This is a genomic window from Ruegeria arenilitoris (assembly GCF_013035425.1).
GTDB lineage: Bacteria > Pseudomonadota > Alphaproteobacteria > Rhodobacterales > Rhodobacteraceae > Ruegeria > Ruegeria arenilitoris_A.
The window spans coordinates 116571-135861 of the sequence record NZ_WQHX01000007.1 but is presented as its reverse complement, the minus strand read 5'-3'; the positions used below and the strand labels follow the sequence as shown (position 1 = coordinate 135861).

Sequence of the window (19291 nt, the reverse complement as noted above, 5' to 3'; positions counted from 1 at the left end):
GTTTTGTCGACCAACGAGACGGCCGATAATTTAATTGTTCGCGCAGAGCCTTCCTTGACCTAGGTCAGGCCGCCTCAAAGTTGATTTTTCGTCGGAGAAATTGAGTTGCGCGGTCACTGACGACGCTAGGTTTTCCAGTAGTCAGGAAACCGCCCTCGCCTTTGCCCAGCATGTTGGGATGACGGATTAGATAGTCAGCAAGACTTTCTGCAACCAAATCACCTTGGCTGTAGACTTTAACTTCTGATCCAAGCGCTTGCTGAAATGTCTCAGACAGCAACGGATAATGGGTACATCCTAAAATAGCCGCCTGCGGTGTGGGCATTTTGCGCTTTAGCGCATCAACATGTGACCGAACCAACGCCTCGGCAAGAATCATATCCCCGTCTTCAATAGCATCCACTACACCGCCACATGCCTGCGCTTCTACATCCACGCCTATCGCGCGAAACGCCAGTTCCCGCTGAAAAGCGCGACTGGAAACTGTTGCCGGTGTTGCAAAAAGTGCCACGTGTTGGACTTCGACTTCTCTGGGAGGAGAATTATCACCCCACTGCCGCTCTGTCAGCGCCTCGATCAAAGGCACGAATACACCGAGCACACGCTTGCCATCCGGAACTCCAGCTTCTTGCATCCGGCGCAGTGCGGCGGCGCTGGCAGTGTTACACGCGAGAATCACCAAATCGCAGCCGCGCGCCCATAGGTCGTGCACCGCGTTATGGGTAAGGTCATAGATGTTGTCGGCATCGCGAACGCCATACGGCGCGTGCGCGCTGTCGGCAAAATAAAGGAAATCAACGTCAGGCAGGCGTTTCTGCGCGACGTCCAGGACGGTAAGCCCGCCCAATCCAGAATCAAATATTCCTACTGCCATTTGCCCCTTCAGGCGCGATGCCGTTCCTCGAATTCATAGCCGTAGTCATAAGACTTAAGCGGCTTCGGGGACAGCTCATACGTGGCTTTGCGCAGGAAATCCATCATCTTGCGCGTATCCTTTCCCAACGGGTCCAGAACATCGCGCCCGATCGGTTCTCCTATGACTACTTCAACGGGAGTATCGACCCTTTTTTTGAACTCTTTGATCAATAGACCCATACGCAACGTCGAATGCATATGACTGGCGATCTGGAAAAGGCGCGATGTATGGCCTTCAAAAAAAACCGGAACGACTGTCGCGTTTGATTTTGCAACCATTCGAGCGGTGAATCCGCGCCAACCCGGGTCCATCGGATGAGAGAATGGTTTGACCCCGGTACTGACTGTTCCACCCGGAAAAACTCCGATCGCACCACCTTGGTCAAGATAATCGAGTGATGCCTTTCGGGTCTGGAGGTTCAGCTTGATCGCGTCTTTCGTCTCGTCAAACGAAATTGGAAGAATGATGCTGTTTAGGTCGCCGGCTTTTCGAAAAACTCTGTGAGCCAAAATCCTAAAATCGCAACGCGTTTGTGACAGGATGTGCCCCATCATCAACCCGTCAAGAATACCGTAGGGGTGGTTCGCGATGAGAACCAGCGGTCCTTCCTTCGGAATGTTGGCCAAGGATCCCCCAACCACATCCAATGACAAACCATATCGTTCGACCATTACAGACCAAAAGTTCCGCCCGTTTGCCACCTCCTGCTCGTACCCGTCGGCGCGTTTTATCAAACGCAGTCGACCCGTCGTGTTTTCCATCAGTTTAATGATCATCCGACCGCTTTTTGTCTCGGCGGAATAGGAATAGGAAATGTCACGGGCGACATGACGGCGCGAGGGCATTGGAAACTCCGGACTATGGTCTGTTAACCTACTGCAGGTAATAATTTTGCCCAGACAACATGACAGTCTCGTGACGATTTACTCTGCCGCAGCCCGAATATCAGGGCCTCCATCGCGGATCACGGACAGCAATTCCTCGCGGCGTTTGGCCGCCTTTGCCTCGTTTTCCGAAAGGACAGGACCAAAACCACGAATATCTAAGGGCAACCTTGCCAACGCTGCAATCGCTTCCCGCGTTTCGGGTGTCAGTTTCGGTAACACCTCTTTCATGTCTTTTTCATATTGCCGTATCAACGCGCGCTCCATCCTGCGTTCGCTGCTATAACCAAATGGGTCCAAAGGCGTACCACGCAATGACTTGAACCGCGCTAGAAGTCTAAGCAGTCCTATTAGTTTTTCGCTGAAAGCCCGCTTTTTAGGTCGTCCGCTGGCGGATTTCCCTCCTAGTATCGGAGGTGCCAGATGGAAAGTCATTTTGAAATCGCCGTCAAACTCGGCCACGGCATTTTCCCGTGTCTGCAGCAGCAAACGGGCGACTTCGTATTCGTCTTTGTAAGACAGAACCTTATGATACCCCTTGGCCACAGATTCGCGAACTGTTTCATCCGAAATCGAATCAACCAGTTTTCGGTATCGATTAGCCAACCCTTTCCCTTGATACTGAATCAGGTGACTGGCCCGGAAGTCGATAGTTTGTTCCAATGTTTTGGGAATTTCGGTCACATTCTGGCCAAGGATTCCCGAGACAGCCTCAGGGAACAGCACAGCCCAACGCCCGACCTGAAACGCCCGTTTGTTTCGCTCGATAGCAGTTCCATTCAACTCGATAGCTTGAAAAATCGAAGAGAGGTGAATTGGTACAAGCCCGCGTTGCCAAGCCGCTCCAAAAACCATCATGTTTGAATAGATGGAGTCACCCATTACTGCACGTGAAAGTTCACTTGCGTCAAACAGGTCGACCCGTTCTTTTAGTCGAGCCTGCAAGGCCAACTCCAACTGGTCGCTTGGGATCTTGAATTCTGTGTCGCGGGTGAAGTCACCAGTAATTATTTCGTGCTTGTTGACTACCGCTCCAGTATGGCCCGCCCGGGTTAACCCGAGAGTCTTGGCGCCGGCTGATACAACCAGATCGCCACCGATTAACGCGTGGGCCTCGCCCGTTGCCACTCGAATCGCACTAATGTCCTCGGGTGCGTTAGCCAGGCGGCAATGGATGTGTACCGCGCCGCCTTTCTGCGCTAAGCCAGCCATTTCCATCATACCAGCCCCCTTACCATCAATCTGGGCTGCCTGAGCAAGCACGGCACCTATTGTCACGACACCGGTGCCTCCAACACCTGTTATCACGATGTTATGAGTACCTTGGATCTGTGGTAATTCGGGGTCAGGCAAATCCGGTAAATCAACGTCTGTCGTCGCTTCTTTGCGGATCATGGCACCTTCTAACGTGACAAAAGACGGGCAAAACCCGTTCAGGCAAGAGAAATCCTTGTTGCAACTTGATTGATCAATCGCGCGTTTGCGCCCCAATTCGGTATCCTTTGGTACGATTGAAACACAGTTTGATTGGACGCCGCAGTCTCCGCAGCCTTCGCAAATATCGGTGTTGATGAAAACTCGTTTGTCAGGGTCAGGAAAGGTGCCGCGTTTCCGGCGTCGGCGTTTTTCGGCAGCGCAAGTTTGCACATACACAATGACAGAGACACCTTCAATTTCCCTGAATTTTTCCTGAACATTGATCAATTCGGCTCGTTCATGAGTTTCAACGTTGGCTGGTAACGACTTAATATCTAAGTCTTCTTTCTCGTCGTATACGACTGCCACATGTTCAACGCCCATCGCTTTCACTTCAGCAACAATACGTTCCGCGCTCAGTCCGCCCTCATTATCCTGTCCGCCCGTCATGGCAACCGCATCATTAAATAGGATTTTGAAAGTAATATTCGTTCCAGCGGCCAAAGCGGCCCGTATGGCCTGAACACCGGAATGGTTGTAGGTTCCGTCGCCGAGATTTTGGAAAACATGTTTAGTCGTAGAAAATGGTGCCTCACCAATCCAGTTGGTGCCTTCACCGCCCATCTGTGTAAAACCCGTTGTTTCACGATCCATCCACTGAACCATGTAATGACACCCGATGCCTGCATAAGCCCGGCTGCCTTCGGGCAGTTTTGTTGAGCTGTTATGAGGACATCCTGAACAAAAATATGGAAGGCGTGCAGCGATTTCTTGGGCGTTGTCTGCGCGGCGGGCTTCGGACAAAGCAGCAAGCCCGGCTTGGACTCCGTCAGTATCTCGACCTTCTTCGACCAGGATGCCGCCAAGTTTTTCAGCAATCATGATTGGGTCCAAGGCCCCTCGGGTCGGGAATAATTCTTCTCGATGCAAAGTACCTGCACCGCCCTTGTACCATCCGTAGACACGTCGCCCACGACGATCATCGAAAATTGCTTCCTTGACCTGAACTTCGATAAGCTTTCGCTTTTCCTCTATGATAATAATCAGATCAAGACCTTCAGCCCAGTCATGGAACCCTTTCATATCTAACGGAAAAGTTTGACCAACTTTGTAGGTTGTAATGCCTAACCGTTCGGCTTCGTTGGCATCGATATTCAGCAAAGACATTGCATGAACCAAATCGAGCCAATTCTTGCCAGCAGCGACGATGCCAATCTTCGCTCCGGGTTTGCCCCAGACCCTTTTGTCCAATTTGTTAGCATGGGAAAAGGTTTCAGCTGCAAACCGTTTATAGTCGATTACCCGAGCCTCCTGCAGGTGCGGTGTGTCTCCCAATCGAATGTTCAGGCCGCCTTCTGGCATGTCGAATTCGGGCGTAACCAGTTGCATCCGGTCGGGCGATCCATCAACTACTGACGTGACTTCGATCGTGTCTTTCATGGTTTTCAAGCCCACCCAGACACCTGCAAACCGGCTGAGAGCAAATCCATAAATTCCGTAATCTAGTATCTCTTGCACACCGGCCGGGCTAACAACTGGCATATACATATCGACCAACGACCATTCGGACTGGTGTAGAACGGTCGAACTTTCGCCCGTGTGATCGTCCCCCATGGCCATCAACACGCCGCCATACTTTGCCGTTCCCGCCATGTTTGAATGGCGCATAACGTCGCCCGAACGATCAACACCGGGGCCTTTCCCGTACCACAGGCCAAAAACGCCATCAAACTTGCCGTCTCCTCGCAGGCCGGCTTGCTGGCTTCCCCACAGCGCCGTTGCAGCTAAATCCTCGTTTAGGCCGTATTGGAATGTGACGTCGTTTTCGGCCAACTGTTTTTGGGCTCGGCTCATTTGCTGATCTACTGCGCCAAGTGGAGAACCCCGATACCCAGTTACCAGGCCAGCTGTGTTCAAACCTGCGGCAACGTCGCGGGCTTTTTGCATTAGCATTAGACGGACAAGCGCTTGAGTCCCGTTCAGTAAAACTGGTGATTTCGACAGATCGAACCTGTCATTAAGCGAAACTTTTGGCTGACTCATCTGACGCCTCCCAGGTCCGATTAGTGTGCTCCAATATCTGTTATATTAGGTCATAATTACTGACCTGCATAGCTTAATTCCCCTTAGATGTAACGATTTCCCCGTTTGATTGTGGAATTTGTTACGTCTTTCATATAGGCGTGCGCTTGAATAACGAAAGTTGCGTCGATGGATTGGGACAAGCTTAGAATATTTCACGCGGTCGCCGACGCAGGCAGCCTTACTCATGCGGGAGACAAGCTAAATTTGTCTCAATCCGCTGTTAGTCGACAGATTCGCGCTCTTGAGGAATCGCTGGATGCCACCCTGTTCCACCGTCACGCTCGTGGGTTGATTCTCACCGAACAAGGGGAACTGCTATTCGACGCTACGTCGGCGATGTCCAAACGCCTGGATGCCACAGCCGCCCGTATCCGCGATAGCGAAGACGAAGTTTTTGGCGTCTTGCGGGTCACGACCACCTTTGGGTTTGGCACTTTATGGTTGGCGCCGCGGTTACCAAAACTCTACGAACAATATCCAGACCTCAATGTCGACTTGATGTTGGAAGAGCGTGTTCTGGATCTGCCCATGCGTGAAGCTGATGTCGCCATTCGAATGAAGGAACCCAGCCAGGCGGATCTCGTGCGAAAGCGTCTAATGACTGTTCAGATGCAACTGTATGCTACACGCAGATATCTGGATTCCCATGGCGGGCCACCCCAAAAGGTCGAGGATATTTCAAAACACAGGTTGATTTGTCAGACACCAGCTGCCCCGCAAGTCGGCGCGAGTGCAGCGATGGTTCGCCAATTAATGACCCACAATCCGGGCTCATTACTGACGGTCAACAACTACTTTGGTGTTTTACAAGGCGTTCTAAATGATCTGGGTATTGGCGTTTTGCCAGACTATGTCACGCAAGATTTTCCCGATTTGGTGCATGTTCCAGCTGATATACAAGGTGCCGAAGTACCTGTTTACCTCGCATACCCCGAGGAACTGCGCCATTCCAAGAGGATTTCTGCCTTCCGCGATTTTGTTCAGGACGAAATCATTTCGCATCGTAAGCAATTGAGACAAATGGGAAAACTCTAGCTATGCAGTAACGTCATAGCGGACATGATCCAAAGAAAAGGAAAATCCCTTGATAGTCAACAATGTGATCCCTAAATGAGCATTCGAAGGCGGTGATGCTGAAACGCTCATCATTTTCATACCTCCCTGTTGGACTACGGCCGAGCTTAGTGCTCGGCCTTTTTTTTTGGTTTTTCACCGTTTACATCACAACATGCTGTCAAATTGAGCCACCTACCCCTATGATCCGGAAAAACAGACCAAAAATTCGGCTTCGAGGGTAATTTAATGTTCCACCCACTCCGCCTTTTGCTGGCGTTCATATCAGTAATCTTTCTGTCACTGCCAGTCTTGGCTCAGGAAAGTACGACCTCCACCGCACCTGTCACCATCCCCGAAGATCTGACACCGGATCAGGTCGACGACCTCGTTGCAAGGATGTCTGACGATCAGGTGCGCGCGATTTTGCTAGAACGGCTGGACGCTGTGGCTGCGAAACAGGAAGAAGCCGCTCCGACCAGTCGTAGCGTGGTACAGGCCATATCGGATACCGTCAGCAGCATGACCGCTTCATGGTTGGACGTCATTCGAAAAATTCCATTGCTGATTACAGCCCAGATCGAGGCATTTTCCAACTTTGGCAACTCATTTGGCGCCAGTGGTTTAATGACGCTTTTTGGATTTACTTTCCTTGCCCTGGCCGTTGGCTACGCGGCCGAAAACATCGTTGGTTTGTGGACACGGCGCTGGATGAAGGTCGTAGATGGCGACTCCTCGACCGACCTGCTCGGTGCAGTCACCTTTCTGTTCAAGCGTTTCTGTTTCGAATTTCTGGGCCTTCTCGTCTTTTACTACACGCTGGTCTTTGTGGGCAGGCAATTGTTGGACGAACAGCAGATCGCTCAGGCCGGTCCGTTTGTCTTTTATCTGATCTGGTTTCCCCGCTTGGGCGCGGCTATTTCGCGTTTTATTCTGGCCCCGAAACAGCACAACTTGCGCTTGGTAAACGTAGATGACCATTGGGCCAAATATCTGCATCGCAACCTGATCGGTCTGTTCCTACTGATCGGTTTCACAATGTTCATCCTGGACTTCAACTCAACCAATGGCGTTCCTCCGGGTGAATCCCGTTTGGGGTTCTGGCTCAATACTGCGATCCACATCTACATTGGCGTTATCGCATGGACAGCTCGCGATGGTTTGTCGGACATGATGCTCGGTACAGATCCTGACCGTACAAAGTTCGATGAAGACGTAGCGCGGATATACCCCTATTTCGCAATCGGAGTTTCGGCGGGCATCTGGCTGCTTGTTGAGTATCTGGCATCACAGAGAAACCCAACAGTCTTTGCCCTACTTGCCCATGGTGCCCACTTCACCACCATGTTCTGGCTGCTTATCGCGCCAGCTTTGGACACCTTGATCAGAGGATTGGTGCGGCATCTGCAGCCACCAATGATCGGAGACGGTCCAGTGGCGGAAAGAGCTTATAAATCCACCAAGCGTAGTTACATCCGCATCGGACGCGTTTTGGCAGGCATTCTTGTGATTCTGATGATTGCAGGTGCCTGGGACTTAGACCTTCAGGAAATTGCTGGTGGCTCATCTGATTCTGGCAGTGAAGTAATACAATTTTTCATCATAATCGCTGTCGGCTATATCCTAAACGAGGTTGTGTCTTTGTGGATCAACCGACGTCTGGCCAAAGAACAAACCGCTGCCGAACAAAGCCCTGACGAAGAAGCTGGCGAAGGTGGCGGTACCGGAGGCTCGCGTTTAGCGACCGTATTGCCATTATTGCGAGTGACAGCGCAGGTCGCGATAGCCGTAATCTTCGCGCTGTTGGCGTTAGGCGCTCTGGGGCTTGATATCACGCCATTGCTGGCAGGTGCCGGTATTCTTGGTCTTGCTATCGGATTTGGTGCCCAGAAACTGGTTTCGGACATCGTTGGTGGAATTTTCTTCCTGATCGATGACGCGTTCCGTGTAGGTGAATATGTGGATGTTGGAGGCACGACCGGGACAGTCGAAAAGATATCGATCCGATCGATGCAATTGCGCCATCACCGAGGGCCAGTTCACACCATTCCTTACGGCGAAATCCAAAAGCTGACCAACTACAGCCGCGACTGGGTAATAATGAAGCTTAAATTCACTGTGCCATTCGACACGGACCCGAACAAAGTGAAAAAGATTTTTAAGAAGATCGGTGCCGAGATGATGGAGGACGAGACTCACAAGGATGGTTTCCTCCAACCATTCAAATCCCAAGGTGTTTTTGACTTTGACGATGTGGGCATGATTATCCGCGGCAAGTTCATGGCCAAACCGGGCAAGCAATTCACCTTGCGTAAGGAAATTTTCAATCGGGTAAAAGCCGCTTTCAAAGAAAACGGAATTGATTTTGCGCGCCGCGAAGTTCGTGTTGCGATCCCAGGACTGGATGAGGCCGAACACCTTTCGGAACCACAAAAAGCGGCCATTGGCGCGGCGGCGAGCGATGCGGTAAACAAAGAGCAAGGACCAGCCTGACTTTGACATTAATAGAACCGGGTAAAATCCGGTTCTACTGTTCATGAGATTGTTGTCGTGAGACTATCTGGAATCACGTTAAAAACACTATTATTAAGCGTCTTGCCGAACGCTGCCTTTTCGGGTTCCGTGACGGTGGAAACAAATGTGGACGGTTTCGACCAAGCACAGTCCGAGGCGTCTATCGGATTTCGTAACGGTTCCTTCATCGCGGTACCCATCCCGTTTTCCAATCCCACTATTGGGTCGGGTCTGACGCTCGGTGCTGGGTATCTTTATCAAATGGACGAAGAGTCCAAGCCGTCCTTGTTCGGTATAGCCGTTCTTGGCTCCAGTAACGGTACACGGGCTTATGGCGGTGCTGCTAATTTTGCCTTTGACAGCAATCGATGGCAAATCGAGACTTTGTATGCCAAGGCCACGATCAACTACGACCTGTTTACTACAACCGGGTAACTGCCTGTGACACAGGACGGCGACTTGGCTCGGATTGAGTTTTCTTACGGAATTACGCCGGAAATTTCTGCGGGACTTTCGGTTCGATATCTGGATACCTCGGTCAGTTTGGATGGTCTTGGGCTGCCGCCAATCCCACCTCCGTTTGACCAGTTTTTGAACATGCGCATCATTACTCCAGCTTTGGTAGCCGCATGGGATCGGCGGGATGACACGATTTACCCTACCAGAGGATCGAACCTTCAGGCCGAAATTTCACATAGCTACACGCTCAAAGGAGTAACCGGGGACTACTCGAAAGCGTTTGTCAATTACACGCATTACCTGAACCCTACTGCAAAGGGTGTAATTGCTGCTCGCGCGTCGATCTGTGGGGCTTCGCAGGATACACCATTTTTCGATCAATGCTCTCTTGGCGGGACCGACGCGTTCCGTGGTTTTCCTGTAACCCAGTTTTTAGACTTCAGGTCGGCTTCCCTTCAAATTGAATACCGCCATCAATTCACAAAAAGGATTGGCGCTGTTGCCTTTGGAGGTGTCGGCCAAACCGGAGACAGCTTTTCCGATCTATCCGACGGGGGCACCCACTCAGCAGTTGGTCTTGGTGCGCGTTATCGTGTTTCGAAAAAGTTCCCGGTGGACTTTTCAGTTGATTGGGCTCGAAACGATCTGGACGAAGATCAGCTGTATATTTATGTCGGTCAACGGTTCTGAACTGACCGCGTCTTCAATACCCTTTCCACCGACGCGCCCTTGGCTTAAAAGGCGCGCAATCCCGGCCACTCTGGATAAGGACATACGATGCACGAGCCCGCCATTACCCCGGATCTGATCGCCGCACACGGGTTAAAACCCGAAGAATACGACATGATCCTCGAAATTATCGGGCGTGAGCCAACCTTTACAGAGCTTGGGATATTTTCGGCAATGTGGAATGAGCATTGCTCGTACAAATCTTCAAAAAAATGGTTGCGCACCCTGCCGACTTCGGGTCCGCAAGTGATTTGTGGACCAGGTGAAAATGCCGGCGTCGTTGACATTGGTGACGGTCAGGCAGTGGTTTTCAAAATGGAAAGCCACAATCACCCTTCATATATCGAACCATACCAAGGGGCCGCGACAGGTGTGGGTGGGATCCTCCGTGACGTATTCACTATGGGTGCTCGGCCTATCGCCTCAATGAATGCTCTGTCTTTCGGCGAGCCTGATCATCACAAGACGCGCCAACTGGTCAACGGGGTCGTTGAAGGAATCGGCGGCTATGGCAACTGTTTCGGTGTTCCTTGCGTTGGTGGAGAGGTCCGGTTTCATCCGGCATACAATGGCAACTGTCTTGTGAACGCTTTCGCTGCTGGTTTGGCCGATAGTGACAAGATATTTTATTCCGCGGCCTCCGGCGTCGGTATGCCTGTCGTCTATTTGGGCGCAAAAACAGGTCGCGACGGTGTCGGTGGTGCTACTATGGCTTCGGCCGAATTCGATGACACTATCGAAGAAAAGCGCCCAACCGTTCAAGTCGGCGACCCTTTCACAGAAAAGCGTCTGATGGAGGCAACGCTGGAATTGATGCAAACAGGCGCCGTGATCTCGATTCAAGATATGGGAGCCGCTGGTCTGACTTGTTCTGCCGTCGAAATGGGCGACAAGGGGGGACTCGGCGTTCGTCTGAACCTCGAAACCGTTCCCCAGCGCGAAGAAAACATGACTGCGTATGAAATGATGCTCTCTGAGTCGCAAGAACGCATGTTGATGGTTCTTAAACCCGAACTTGAGACCGAAGCCCGGGCGGTGTTCGAAAAGTGGGACTTGGACTTTGCAATCGTCGGAGAGACTATATCCCAAGATCGTTTTTTGATCATGCACAACGACGAGATCAAAGCAGATTTACCCCTATCTAAGCTGGCTTCTACGGCGCCTGAATATGACCGCCCATGGCAACCTACACCTAAGGCGGAAGAACTCGCCGAAGTCCCGCAGATTGATCCGATCGATGGGCTTCGCGCCCTGCTCAACTCGCCAAATTATGCCGCCAAACAATGGGTCTATGAGCAATATGACACGATGGTAATGGCAGACTCTTCGCGGACGCCTGGATTGGGCGCTGGAATGGTACGCGTTCATGGCACAAACAAAGTGTTGGCATTTACCAGTGATGTGACACCTAGATACGTGCGCGCAAATCCAATTGAAGGCGGAAAACAAGCTGTAGCCGAAGCATATCGCAATTTAACAGCCGTGGGCGCAAAACCATTGGCTACCACAGATAACCTGAACTTCGGCAATCCTGAAAAACCTGAAATTATGGGTCAATTCGTCGGCGCGATTCAAGGAATTGGAGAAGCTGTAGCGGCTCTGGACATGCCGGTCGTCTCGGGGAACGTGTCGCTTTACAACGAAACCGATGGTCAGGCGATCTTACCGACGCCCACGATCGGTGCAGTTGGGTTGCTTGACCACGCAGATGATATCATTGGCAACGAAGTACGTGACGGTCATGTTGCGCTGGTCGTCGGCGAAACTGAAGGCCATCTCGGCCAATCAGCCCTTTTGGTCGAGGTTTTCAACCGCGAGGACGGTGACGCCCCGCACGTCGACTTGGAAGCCGAAAAACGTAATGGCGATTTCATCCGAGCCAACCGCGAGATGATCAAAGCGTGCACAGATCTAAGCGACGGAGGCCTTGCCTTAGCGGCCTTTGAATTGGCGGAAAATTCTGGTGTAGGTGTAAACTTGGACGATGCGCCGGCCGAGTTCCTTTTCGGCGAAGATCAGGCTCGTTATCTTATCGCCTGCAATTTCGATCAGGCTGAGGCGTTAATGATCGCAGCAGGACAAGCTGGTGTACCGATGGTTTCAGTTGGACGTTTTACAGGCGACAGCGTGAAGATAGGGTCGTCCGAGGCACCGCTGTCCGAGCTGGCACAGACATTTCGCTCCAGTTTTGCTGCAGCGGTAGCTTGATCTAAGGGCATATAGGTTTCTCGTTTGAAAGTGGACCGCGCGCTTTCTCACGTCGCGGCTCCTGTTGTTTCAGAACATTAACCGCACCTTGCACGCCCATGCACATCGCTCTACATCTTTGAAAAGATTTTTCAGGAGACACCTACATGCCGATGAGCGCCCACGAAATCGAACACCTGCTGCGCGAAGCTTTTCCTGATGCGGAAATTCAGGTTGGTGGCAATGATGGCGTGCATATGTCTGCGATGGTCGTGGATGAAAGCTTTCGCGGCAAGAACAGGGTTCAGCAACAACGTGCCGTCTATGCAGCCTTGAAAGGCAAAATGGATGGCCCAGATGGTGAGCTGCATGCATTGGCGCTGACGACGAAAGTGCCGGAATGAAGAAGTTTTCCAATGAGGTCGCAAAGCATTGGGACAGATGGAACCCGCAGTTAGGAATGTAGGCGCCCAAGCTTGACCTTATTAAAGAACCCAAACGAAAAACACTTGGCGGGATTTTAGAAACACCAACGCCAGACGCTAGACATGAAGGAAACGCGACATGACCGACGTGAAAAACCAGATCGACGAAACCGTCAAAGCCAACGACGTTGTCCTTTATATGAAAGGCACTAAAGAAATGCCGCAATGCGGGTTTTCCTCACGTGTTGCTGGCGTGCTGAACTATATGGGTGTGGCATACACGGACGTTAACGTCCTGGCTGATGAAGAGGTACGTCAAGGCATCAAGGACTATGCCGACTGGCCGACCGTTCCCCAGCTTTATGTAAAGGGCGAATTCGTCGGTGGCTGTGATATCATCACAGAGATGACCCTGTCGGGTGAGTTGGACACATTGTTTGATGACAATGGCGTTAGCTACAACAAGGACGCCGCTGACAAAATTCGCGAGGCCAACGCCTGATACCTCTTTATCGGCTTGTGCAGTTCGCCAGTAACAGCTGTTCTGGTGCAGTGTTGCCGGACGCCTGATACGAGATCAAAGCGTCCCAGCCTTTCGAACGTAGGGTATAGGTGCCCTCTGCACCTTCCGAGATATAGCGAACGCCTGAGCCGCTTTCGGCTTGGCGCATTGCTATTAGTTCACCGTCAATCACCATGGCCGCAGCACCAGATCCGTCGGTGGCATTGAAGTATGAAACTGGGATTTCTGTGTTGTCTTCACAGGAAAACGTGACTGACAAGATGTCGATTTGGGCCGTGGCCGCAAATCCGAGCGAGGCCAAAATTAAGCTTGCCGCGATCGAGCGCACGAGCGTCATACTTGAGATTTTTCTTCTATGACGGCTGCCAAAGCTTCAGCACGTGCCGCCATTTCGGCCAACGTATCAGTGACAGATGGTGGTACCACTGCCACCTCGATGCGTTCGGGTTCCGGCTTGGGCACATTACGCATTTTGTTCAGTTCCGCCTCTACTTCAGTCAACTTGGCTTCAGCCGCTTTAACGCGATCTTCCTGACTGGCCGATTTGTCGGCAAGCATAAGACCTGCCATTAGCAACATGCGCGATTCAGGCATACGCCCAATTTGGTCCGACAGAACTTGAGCTTCGTCATCCAGCAACTTTGCTGCCGCTTGTAAAAACGCTTCTTCGCCGTCCCTACAAGACACCTCAAAACCTCGGCCACCGATATGAATTGTCACTTCGGGCATCACTCAACTTCTCCTTCCGCCAAGTTGGCCTGGTTCAGCAGCGGTTCAAGTCGCGCCAGAACAGCATGGGCCTCAGCTGCGTCCGACGCGCGGGCAGCTCTGGTCGCTTCCAACTCCGCAGCCGTCGCACGATTCAAAAGCGCCGCGTCTGTAACACCCTGTTGAGCAGCAGACCGCAACTCTTCCACAGTGCCTCGTAACTCCTCATTTGCCTTGCGCAGCCGCTGCAGGTCGTCGTCCAAACGGGACATGGCGGCGCCATGGCTTGTGCGTTCTGCGCGCAACATCGCAAGCTCGGCGTTCAAATCGCCTAACCGCTCCGTGTCAGCCGTAGACGCACGTAAGGCTTTCACTTCGGCCTGCAACTCTTCAGCGCGATCTGCTAGCGGGGTCAGTTCTTCAAGTTCTTTTCTCAGCGCCGCCGCCTCCTCTGCTGCGCCTTTCAGAGAACGCAAAGATTCAATTTCTGCCGTCAACTCTTCTATTTTTGTTGTATTTTCCAGTGCTGCTTTGGCTTCGGCCAAGTCTTCGCGAGCGGCTTCAACGGTTGCCAGCTTGGATGTGGCTTCCTCGAGTTGAGCACGCAATTGAGCGTTCTCACCATCTAAGTTGGATTGACCGCGTAACTTTTCGATATCAGCACGCATAGCGTCAGTTTCTTGATCGTGACGATCCTTGAGAGCTTTTAACCGCTCTTCCAACTGCGCATTAGCGAGACGCTCTTCCTCCAATGCAGACTTTAGATCCTGATCATAATCACCGCTGGGTGAGATCGGTTTGTCCAACGCCTCAACTCCAGAGCCAATGCGCTCCATTGCCGCCATGATACGTCGTTGTAATTCCTCAATTTGGCTCATACGCCTGTCACCTCTTAACCAAGGTTCGTTCTGTTTAGCGCCAGACCGAATCACGGGTGGCGATAATTTGACCTAGTCTAACTGAATGTGTTGGAAAATACCTACTGTTTGCTTTCAAGGGTTTGGATTGCACTCTTCAAGCGTTCGCGGTTTGGAACGACCAGTTCCACTTGCACTTTGGAGGGTGAGTGGTATTCAGCGCCCGATCTGCTTGTAATCCAAAGGAACAACGCCCGTGGACCTTACTGCGCTGCGAAATGCCAACCCCGAACATTGGAACAAAGCTGCGGCTATTCGCACCTTAACCCTTGATGCCGTCGCTGCTGCCAATTCAGGCCATTCCGGTATGCCCATGGGCATGGCCGACGTAGCAACTGTACTGTTTGAAAAGCACTTGAAATTTGATGCGTCGGTGCCGAACTGGCCCGATCGCGACCGTTTCATCCTGTCCGCGGGGCACGGATCGATGCTGGTATACTCTCTGCTGTATCTCACCGGTCATGCGGATGTGACGATAGAAGAAATTAAAAACTTTCGGCAGTTGGGCGCCAAAACCGCCGGTCATCCTGAGAATTTTCTGATCGATGGCGTCGAGACGACAACCGGACCACTTGGTCAGGGGATTGCGAACGCTGTTGGGTTTGCCATGGCCGAAGAAATTCAGCGCGCGCATTACGGAAAAAAGGTCGTGGATCACTACACCTACGTGATCGCCGGGGACGGCTGCCTGATGGAGGGCGTTAGCCAAGAAGCAATTACTCTGGCTGGTCGGCATGAGCTGAGCAAGCTTATTGTGTTTTGGGATAACAACAATATCACCATCGACGGTACTGTGGATATGGCGGACCGCACGGACCAGGTTAAACGCTTTGAGGCTTCAGGTTGGCATGTAATCGAAATTGATGGTCACAATCCTCAAGCGATCGACGCAGCCATCGTCGCGGCGAAAAAATCAAGCAAGCCCACCATGATTGCGTGCGAAAGTCACATCGCCTTAGGCCACGCTGCGCAAGATACGTCAAAAGGCCACGGCGCGCTGACGGATCAAGATCAGTTGAAAGCTGCGAAAGAGGGCTATGGCTGGCCTCACGATGCTTTCGAAATTCCGGCAAGCGTCAAAACCGCGTGGGAAGCAATTGGAGCCCGGGGCGCGACTGAACGTGCAGCGTGGGAAGAACGATTTGCCACTTTGTCAGAACGTAAGCAGGAAGAGTTTTATCGGGCCTACAGTTTCGAAGCACCGAAAAAGCTGTCTGCGGCTATTCGGTCTTTCAAAAAACAGATTTCTGAGGAACAGCCTAAACTGGCCACAAGAGCATCCTCTGAAAAGGTTCTGAATGTCGTTAACCCTATCATGCCTGAAACCATCGGTGGGTCTGCAGACCTGACAGGATCCAATAACACTAAGTCTGCTGATATGAGCGTTTTCCTGCCGGAAAACCGTAAGGGTCGATACATCCACTACGGAATACGCGAACACGGCATGGCCGCCGCGATGAACGGAATGGCCTTGCACGGTGGAATACGCCCGTACGGCGGTACATTTATGGCGTTCACTGACTATGCTCGCCCATCAATGAGACTTGCGGCGCTTATGAAAGTGCCCACTGTTTTTGTAATGACGCATGACTCGATTGGTTTGGGCGAGGACGGTCCTACCCACCAACCGGTCGAACATCTGGCAATTTCCCGCGCGACACCGAATACTTACGTTTTCCGGCCAGCGGATACTGTTGAAACTGCCGAAGCTTGGGAGTTGGCGCTAACCTTCAAAACAAGTCCGTCGGTTCTTTCACTGACGCGTCAAGGTGTTCCAACGGTAAGAACCCAGCACAAGGCCAAGAACCTGACCGCGCAAGGCGCTTATGTTCTGGCTGAAGCCGAAGGTAAACGGCAGGCAATTCTTATCGCCACTGGTTCCGAAGTTTCGCTGGCGATAGAAGCTAAGGCGATGCTTGAAGCCGAAGGTATCGGCACCCGCGTTGTTTCTATGCCATGCATGGAGCTGTTCGCTCAGCAGGAGGAAGCCTACCGAAAGCGCGTTCTGCCCGGTGGCCCAGTGCGAGTAGGCATCGAAGCGGCTGTTCGGGCCGGAGGCTGGGACCGATGGCTGCTTGGAGAGCGCGGACGAGAGGCCAAAGCAGGCTTCATCGGCATGTCAAGTTTCGGAGCCTCCGCCCCTGCCGGGGATTTATACAAACATTTCGGCATTACAGCTGCGTCTGCGGTTGCCAAAGTAAAGGGTCTTCTAGGACTGTAAGTTGTGACGAGCAGTTTCAACTGGTCACGGGCGGCTTTGGCCGCCCGTTTTCAATGCGTCTCGGACCTCTTGGACAGCATGGGTCCGACCACTTTGGTCGCGATTGGGATCAGGACAAAACCCCAAGCTAGGCCAAAAATACCGTCCATTGTCGCCTTGGAAACCCACTCGACAACCCTGGTCCACTGATCCGTGACCGAATGGCCAATTGCATGAGCCAAGTCATGGATAAGGTGGCCCAGCCACCCAAAACCCAAAACCTCAAGCCCATGGATTATTATTGACCCGCCAACCCATAGCATGGCGGCGGTCCCAACGACCGAAAGAACCTTCATTACGACAGGCATCGCCTTGACAAGTCCGCGCCCCATGCCGCGGCCAATTGGTGTATGCGCGGACTTTGCCAAAAACAGCCCCACATCATCCATCTTCACGATCAGCGCGACGGATCCATAAACGGCAACCGTGACACCAATTCCCACTACCGCGAGGGTGGCTGCCTGCATCCATAGATTCGGCGCTTCGATAGCTGCCAGTGCTATCGTCATAATTTCAGCGGACAGAATAAAGTCTGTTTTGATGGCTCCTTTGACCTTTTGCTCTTCAAGATGTCCTGGGTCGCGGACTTTCATATCTTCGTCAATTTCATGGCTGCCATTTGGAAATAGGACGTGGAAAATCTTTTCCGCGCCTTCGAAACATAGATATGACCCCCCTATCATCAGCAATGGCGTGATCATCCAAGGAGCAAAATTAGCAAGTAACAAAGCGACCGGAAGCAAGAGAACTATTTTGTTGAAGACAGAGCCCCGAGCGATACGCCAGATGATCGGTAATTCCCGTGCCGGAGCAAATCCCTGAACGTACTTTGGTGTAACAGCCGCGTCATCAATAATGACACCTGCAGTCTTGGCCCCTGCCTTACCTGCCGCCGCTACTACGTCGTCAACCGAAGACGCGGCTACTTTTGCAATTCCTGCCACGTCGTCTAACAGGGCCAAAAGACCACTCATTGCGCTTTCCCTCGTCTCATCCGTCGCATCTGGACCCTAACTGATTCAAAGATTAGCGCAAGCGTTAGCGCAATCGGCGCAAGTTTGCGCTAACACCTTAGAAATATGACGTTTTTACTCTTTTGGGAAATTGGTTTCGTCGCTATATGGCCATTAACGCAAGCGAATTTGGAGGCGTCGTATGACCATTAAGGTCGGTATAAATGGTTTTGGCCGGATTGGCCGTTGTACTCTCTCCCACATCGCGGCTTCGGCCCGCAACGACATTGAAGTGATCAAGGTCAACGCAACCGGCCCCCTTGAAACATCTGCGCACCTCTTGAAATACGACAGCATACACGGGCGCTTTCCTCGTGACATTTCCATCAGCGGTAGCACCATGGACCTTGGCCGCGGCCCTATGGAGATGTTTTCGACATACGAATTGAACGAACTGGACTGGGAAGGCTGTGACGTCGTTCTGGAATGCACTGGCCAATTCAACGATGGCCATAAGGCCAAGACGCATCTTGAGCGGGGCGCTCAAAGGGTTTTGCTGTCAGCCCCCGGAAAGAATGTCGACAAGACAATAGTGTTTGGCGTCAATCACAATAGCCTTTCTACAGAGGACAGAATGGTGTCCAACGGATCCTGCACCACGAATTGCCTTGCTCCGCTTGCCAAGGTTCTGGACGAGGGAATAGGAATCGAACACGGTATTATGACCACGATCCACGCCTATACCGGTGACCAACCGACGCTGGACCGTAGACACAGCGACCTTTACCGCGCGCGTGCTGCAGCGATGTCAATGATCCCTACGAGTACAGGAGCCGCGAAGGCGCTGGGTGAAGTTCTCCCCAATCTCAAAGGTCGCTTGGACGGTTCCGCAATTCGCGTCCCTACGCCAAATGTTTCGGCGGTCGACCTCAGCTTTCGCGCCGCGTGCGATGTGACGGTTGAAGAAGTGAACGCGATCGTCGAAGAAGCCGCCAAAGGGCCCATGCAGCGCGTATTAGGTTTTGAACCAGCGCCGCTTGTTTCGACGGATTTCAATCACACCGAGGAAAGCTCGATTTTTGCCCCGGACCAGACTCGTGTTGTCGACAACCGCATGGTGCGCGTGTTGGCTTGGTACGATAATGAGTGGGGATTCTCCGTAAGAATGGCCGACGTCGCTGTTACAATGGGACGCCTTAACTGAAATTAAGGACTTTGCTTGAACCTATTTGCCCGCTCAGGTTATCTGGGCGGGCGTTTTC

At 52.1% G+C, this 19291-nt stretch carries 16 protein-coding genes; 9 read left to right on the top strand and 7 right to left on the bottom strand.

All coding sequences use genetic code 11. The annotated features are described in order from the left end of the window. Positions 1-64: 64 nt before the first annotated feature. The 3 genes from GOV45_RS18075 to GOV45_RS18065 form a co-directional block, all read right to left on the bottom strand. Positions 65-874 (bottom strand): glutamate racemase, encoded by an 810-nt coding sequence (locus GOV45_RS18075; protein WP_170480378.1) that lies wholly within the window; start codon positions 872-874, stop codon positions 65-67. Positions 875-882: 8 nt separating this feature from the next. Beyond that, positions 883-1761, bottom strand: coding sequence for a lysophospholipid acyltransferase family protein (locus GOV45_RS18070; RefSeq protein ID WP_170480376.1), 879 nt, complete (start codon positions 1759-1761; stop codon positions 883-885). 78 nt (positions 1762-1839) lie between these two features. Then, entirely contained in the window at positions 1840-5259 is a 3420-nt protein-coding gene (locus GOV45_RS18065; RefSeq protein WP_170480374.1) for an indolepyruvate ferredoxin oxidoreductase family protein, read from the bottom strand. 168 nt (positions 5260-5427) lie between these two features. On the opposite strand from GOV45_RS18065, the gene GOV45_RS18060 reads away from it, so the two are divergent. The 7 genes from GOV45_RS18060 to grxD all read left to right on the top strand — a co-directional run bounded on the left by GOV45_RS18060 (position 5428) and on the right by grxD (position 13170). Further along, positions 5428-6336 carry a LysR family transcriptional regulator gene (locus GOV45_RS18060; RefSeq protein ID WP_170480372.1) on the top strand — a complete coding sequence of 303 codons (909 nt, stop codon included), beginning with the start codon at positions 5428-5430 and terminating at the stop codon, positions 6334-6336. A 267-nt stretch (positions 6337-6603) separates the two neighbouring features. Then, the gene (locus GOV45_RS18055; RefSeq protein ID WP_170480370.1) at positions 6604-8847 is read left to right on the top strand and encodes a mechanosensitive ion channel family protein; all 2244 of its coding nucleotides are present in this window, start codon (positions 6604-6606) and stop codon (positions 8845-8847) included. 102 nt (positions 8848-8949) lie between these two features. Then, positions 8950-9303, top strand: a complete 354-nt coding sequence (locus GOV45_RS18050; protein WP_170480368.1) for a hypothetical protein — start codon at positions 8950-8952, stop codon at positions 9301-9303. 6 nt (positions 9304-9309) lie between these two features. After that, the gene (locus tag GOV45_RS18045; protein ID WP_170480366.1) at positions 9310-10017 is read left to right on the top strand and encodes a BamA/TamA family outer membrane protein; all 708 of its coding nucleotides are present in this window, start codon (positions 9310-9312) and stop codon (positions 10015-10017) included. Between the two features lie 87 nt (positions 10018-10104). After that, a complete protein-coding gene (gene purL / locus GOV45_RS18040; protein ID WP_170480364.1) occupies positions 10105-12264 on the top strand; it encodes a phosphoribosylformylglycinamidine synthase subunit PurL in 2160 nt (719 codons plus the stop codon). A 146-nt stretch (positions 12265-12410) separates the two neighbouring features. After that, positions 12411-12647 (top strand): BolA/IbaG family iron-sulfur metabolism protein, encoded by a 237-nt coding sequence (locus GOV45_RS18035; protein WP_152457878.1) that lies wholly within the window; start codon positions 12411-12413, stop codon positions 12645-12647. A gap of 160 nt (positions 12648-12807) precedes the next feature. After that, positions 12808-13170 carry a Grx4 family monothiol glutaredoxin gene (gene grxD / locus GOV45_RS18030; RefSeq protein ID WP_170480363.1) on the top strand — a complete coding sequence of 121 codons (363 nt, stop codon included), beginning with the start codon at positions 12808-12810 and terminating at the stop codon, positions 13168-13170. 7 nt (positions 13171-13177) lie between these two features. Here the strand turns inward: grxD and GOV45_RS18025 are convergent, their stop codons facing one another. From GOV45_RS18025 to GOV45_RS18015, 3 genes are read right to left on the bottom strand one after another with little or no spacing between them, the layout of a single operon-like run. Further along, positions 13178-13528, bottom strand: a complete 351-nt coding sequence (locus tag GOV45_RS18025) for an MliC family protein (RefSeq protein WP_170480361.1) — start codon at positions 13526-13528, stop codon at positions 13178-13180. Further along, positions 13525-13920 carry a cell division protein ZapA gene (locus GOV45_RS18020; protein ID WP_170480359.1) on the bottom strand — a complete coding sequence of 132 codons (396 nt, stop codon included), beginning with the start codon at positions 13918-13920 and terminating at the stop codon, positions 13525-13527. The genes GOV45_RS18025 and GOV45_RS18020 overlap by 4 nt, the downstream gene beginning before the upstream one ends. Next, positions 13920-14777 (bottom strand): hypothetical protein, encoded by an 858-nt coding sequence (locus GOV45_RS18015; RefSeq protein WP_170480357.1) that lies wholly within the window; start codon positions 14775-14777, stop codon positions 13920-13922. Before GOV45_RS18015 ends, GOV45_RS18020 begins: the two co-directional genes overlap by 1 nt. 235 nt (positions 14778-15012) lie before the next feature. Between GOV45_RS18015 and tkt the strand changes: the two genes are divergently transcribed. Continuing rightward, on the top strand, positions 15013-17037 hold the full coding sequence (tkt, locus tag GOV45_RS18010; protein WP_170480354.1) for a transketolase: 2025 nt from the start codon (positions 15013-15015) through the stop codon (positions 17035-17037). Positions 17038-17087: 50 nt separating this feature from the next. On the opposite strand, the gene GOV45_RS18005 is transcribed toward tkt, so the two are convergent. Further along, positions 17088-18050, bottom strand: coding sequence for a DUF808 domain-containing protein (locus GOV45_RS18005; RefSeq protein ID WP_170480353.1), 963 nt, complete (start codon positions 18048-18050; stop codon positions 17088-17090). 181 nt (positions 18051-18231) lie between these two features. On the opposite strand from GOV45_RS18005, the gene gap reads away from it, so the two are divergent. After that, entirely contained in the window at positions 18232-19233 is a 1002-nt protein-coding gene (gene gap, locus GOV45_RS18000; RefSeq protein ID WP_170480351.1) for a type I glyceraldehyde-3-phosphate dehydrogenase, read from the top strand. Positions 19234-19291 lie beyond the last annotated feature (58 nt).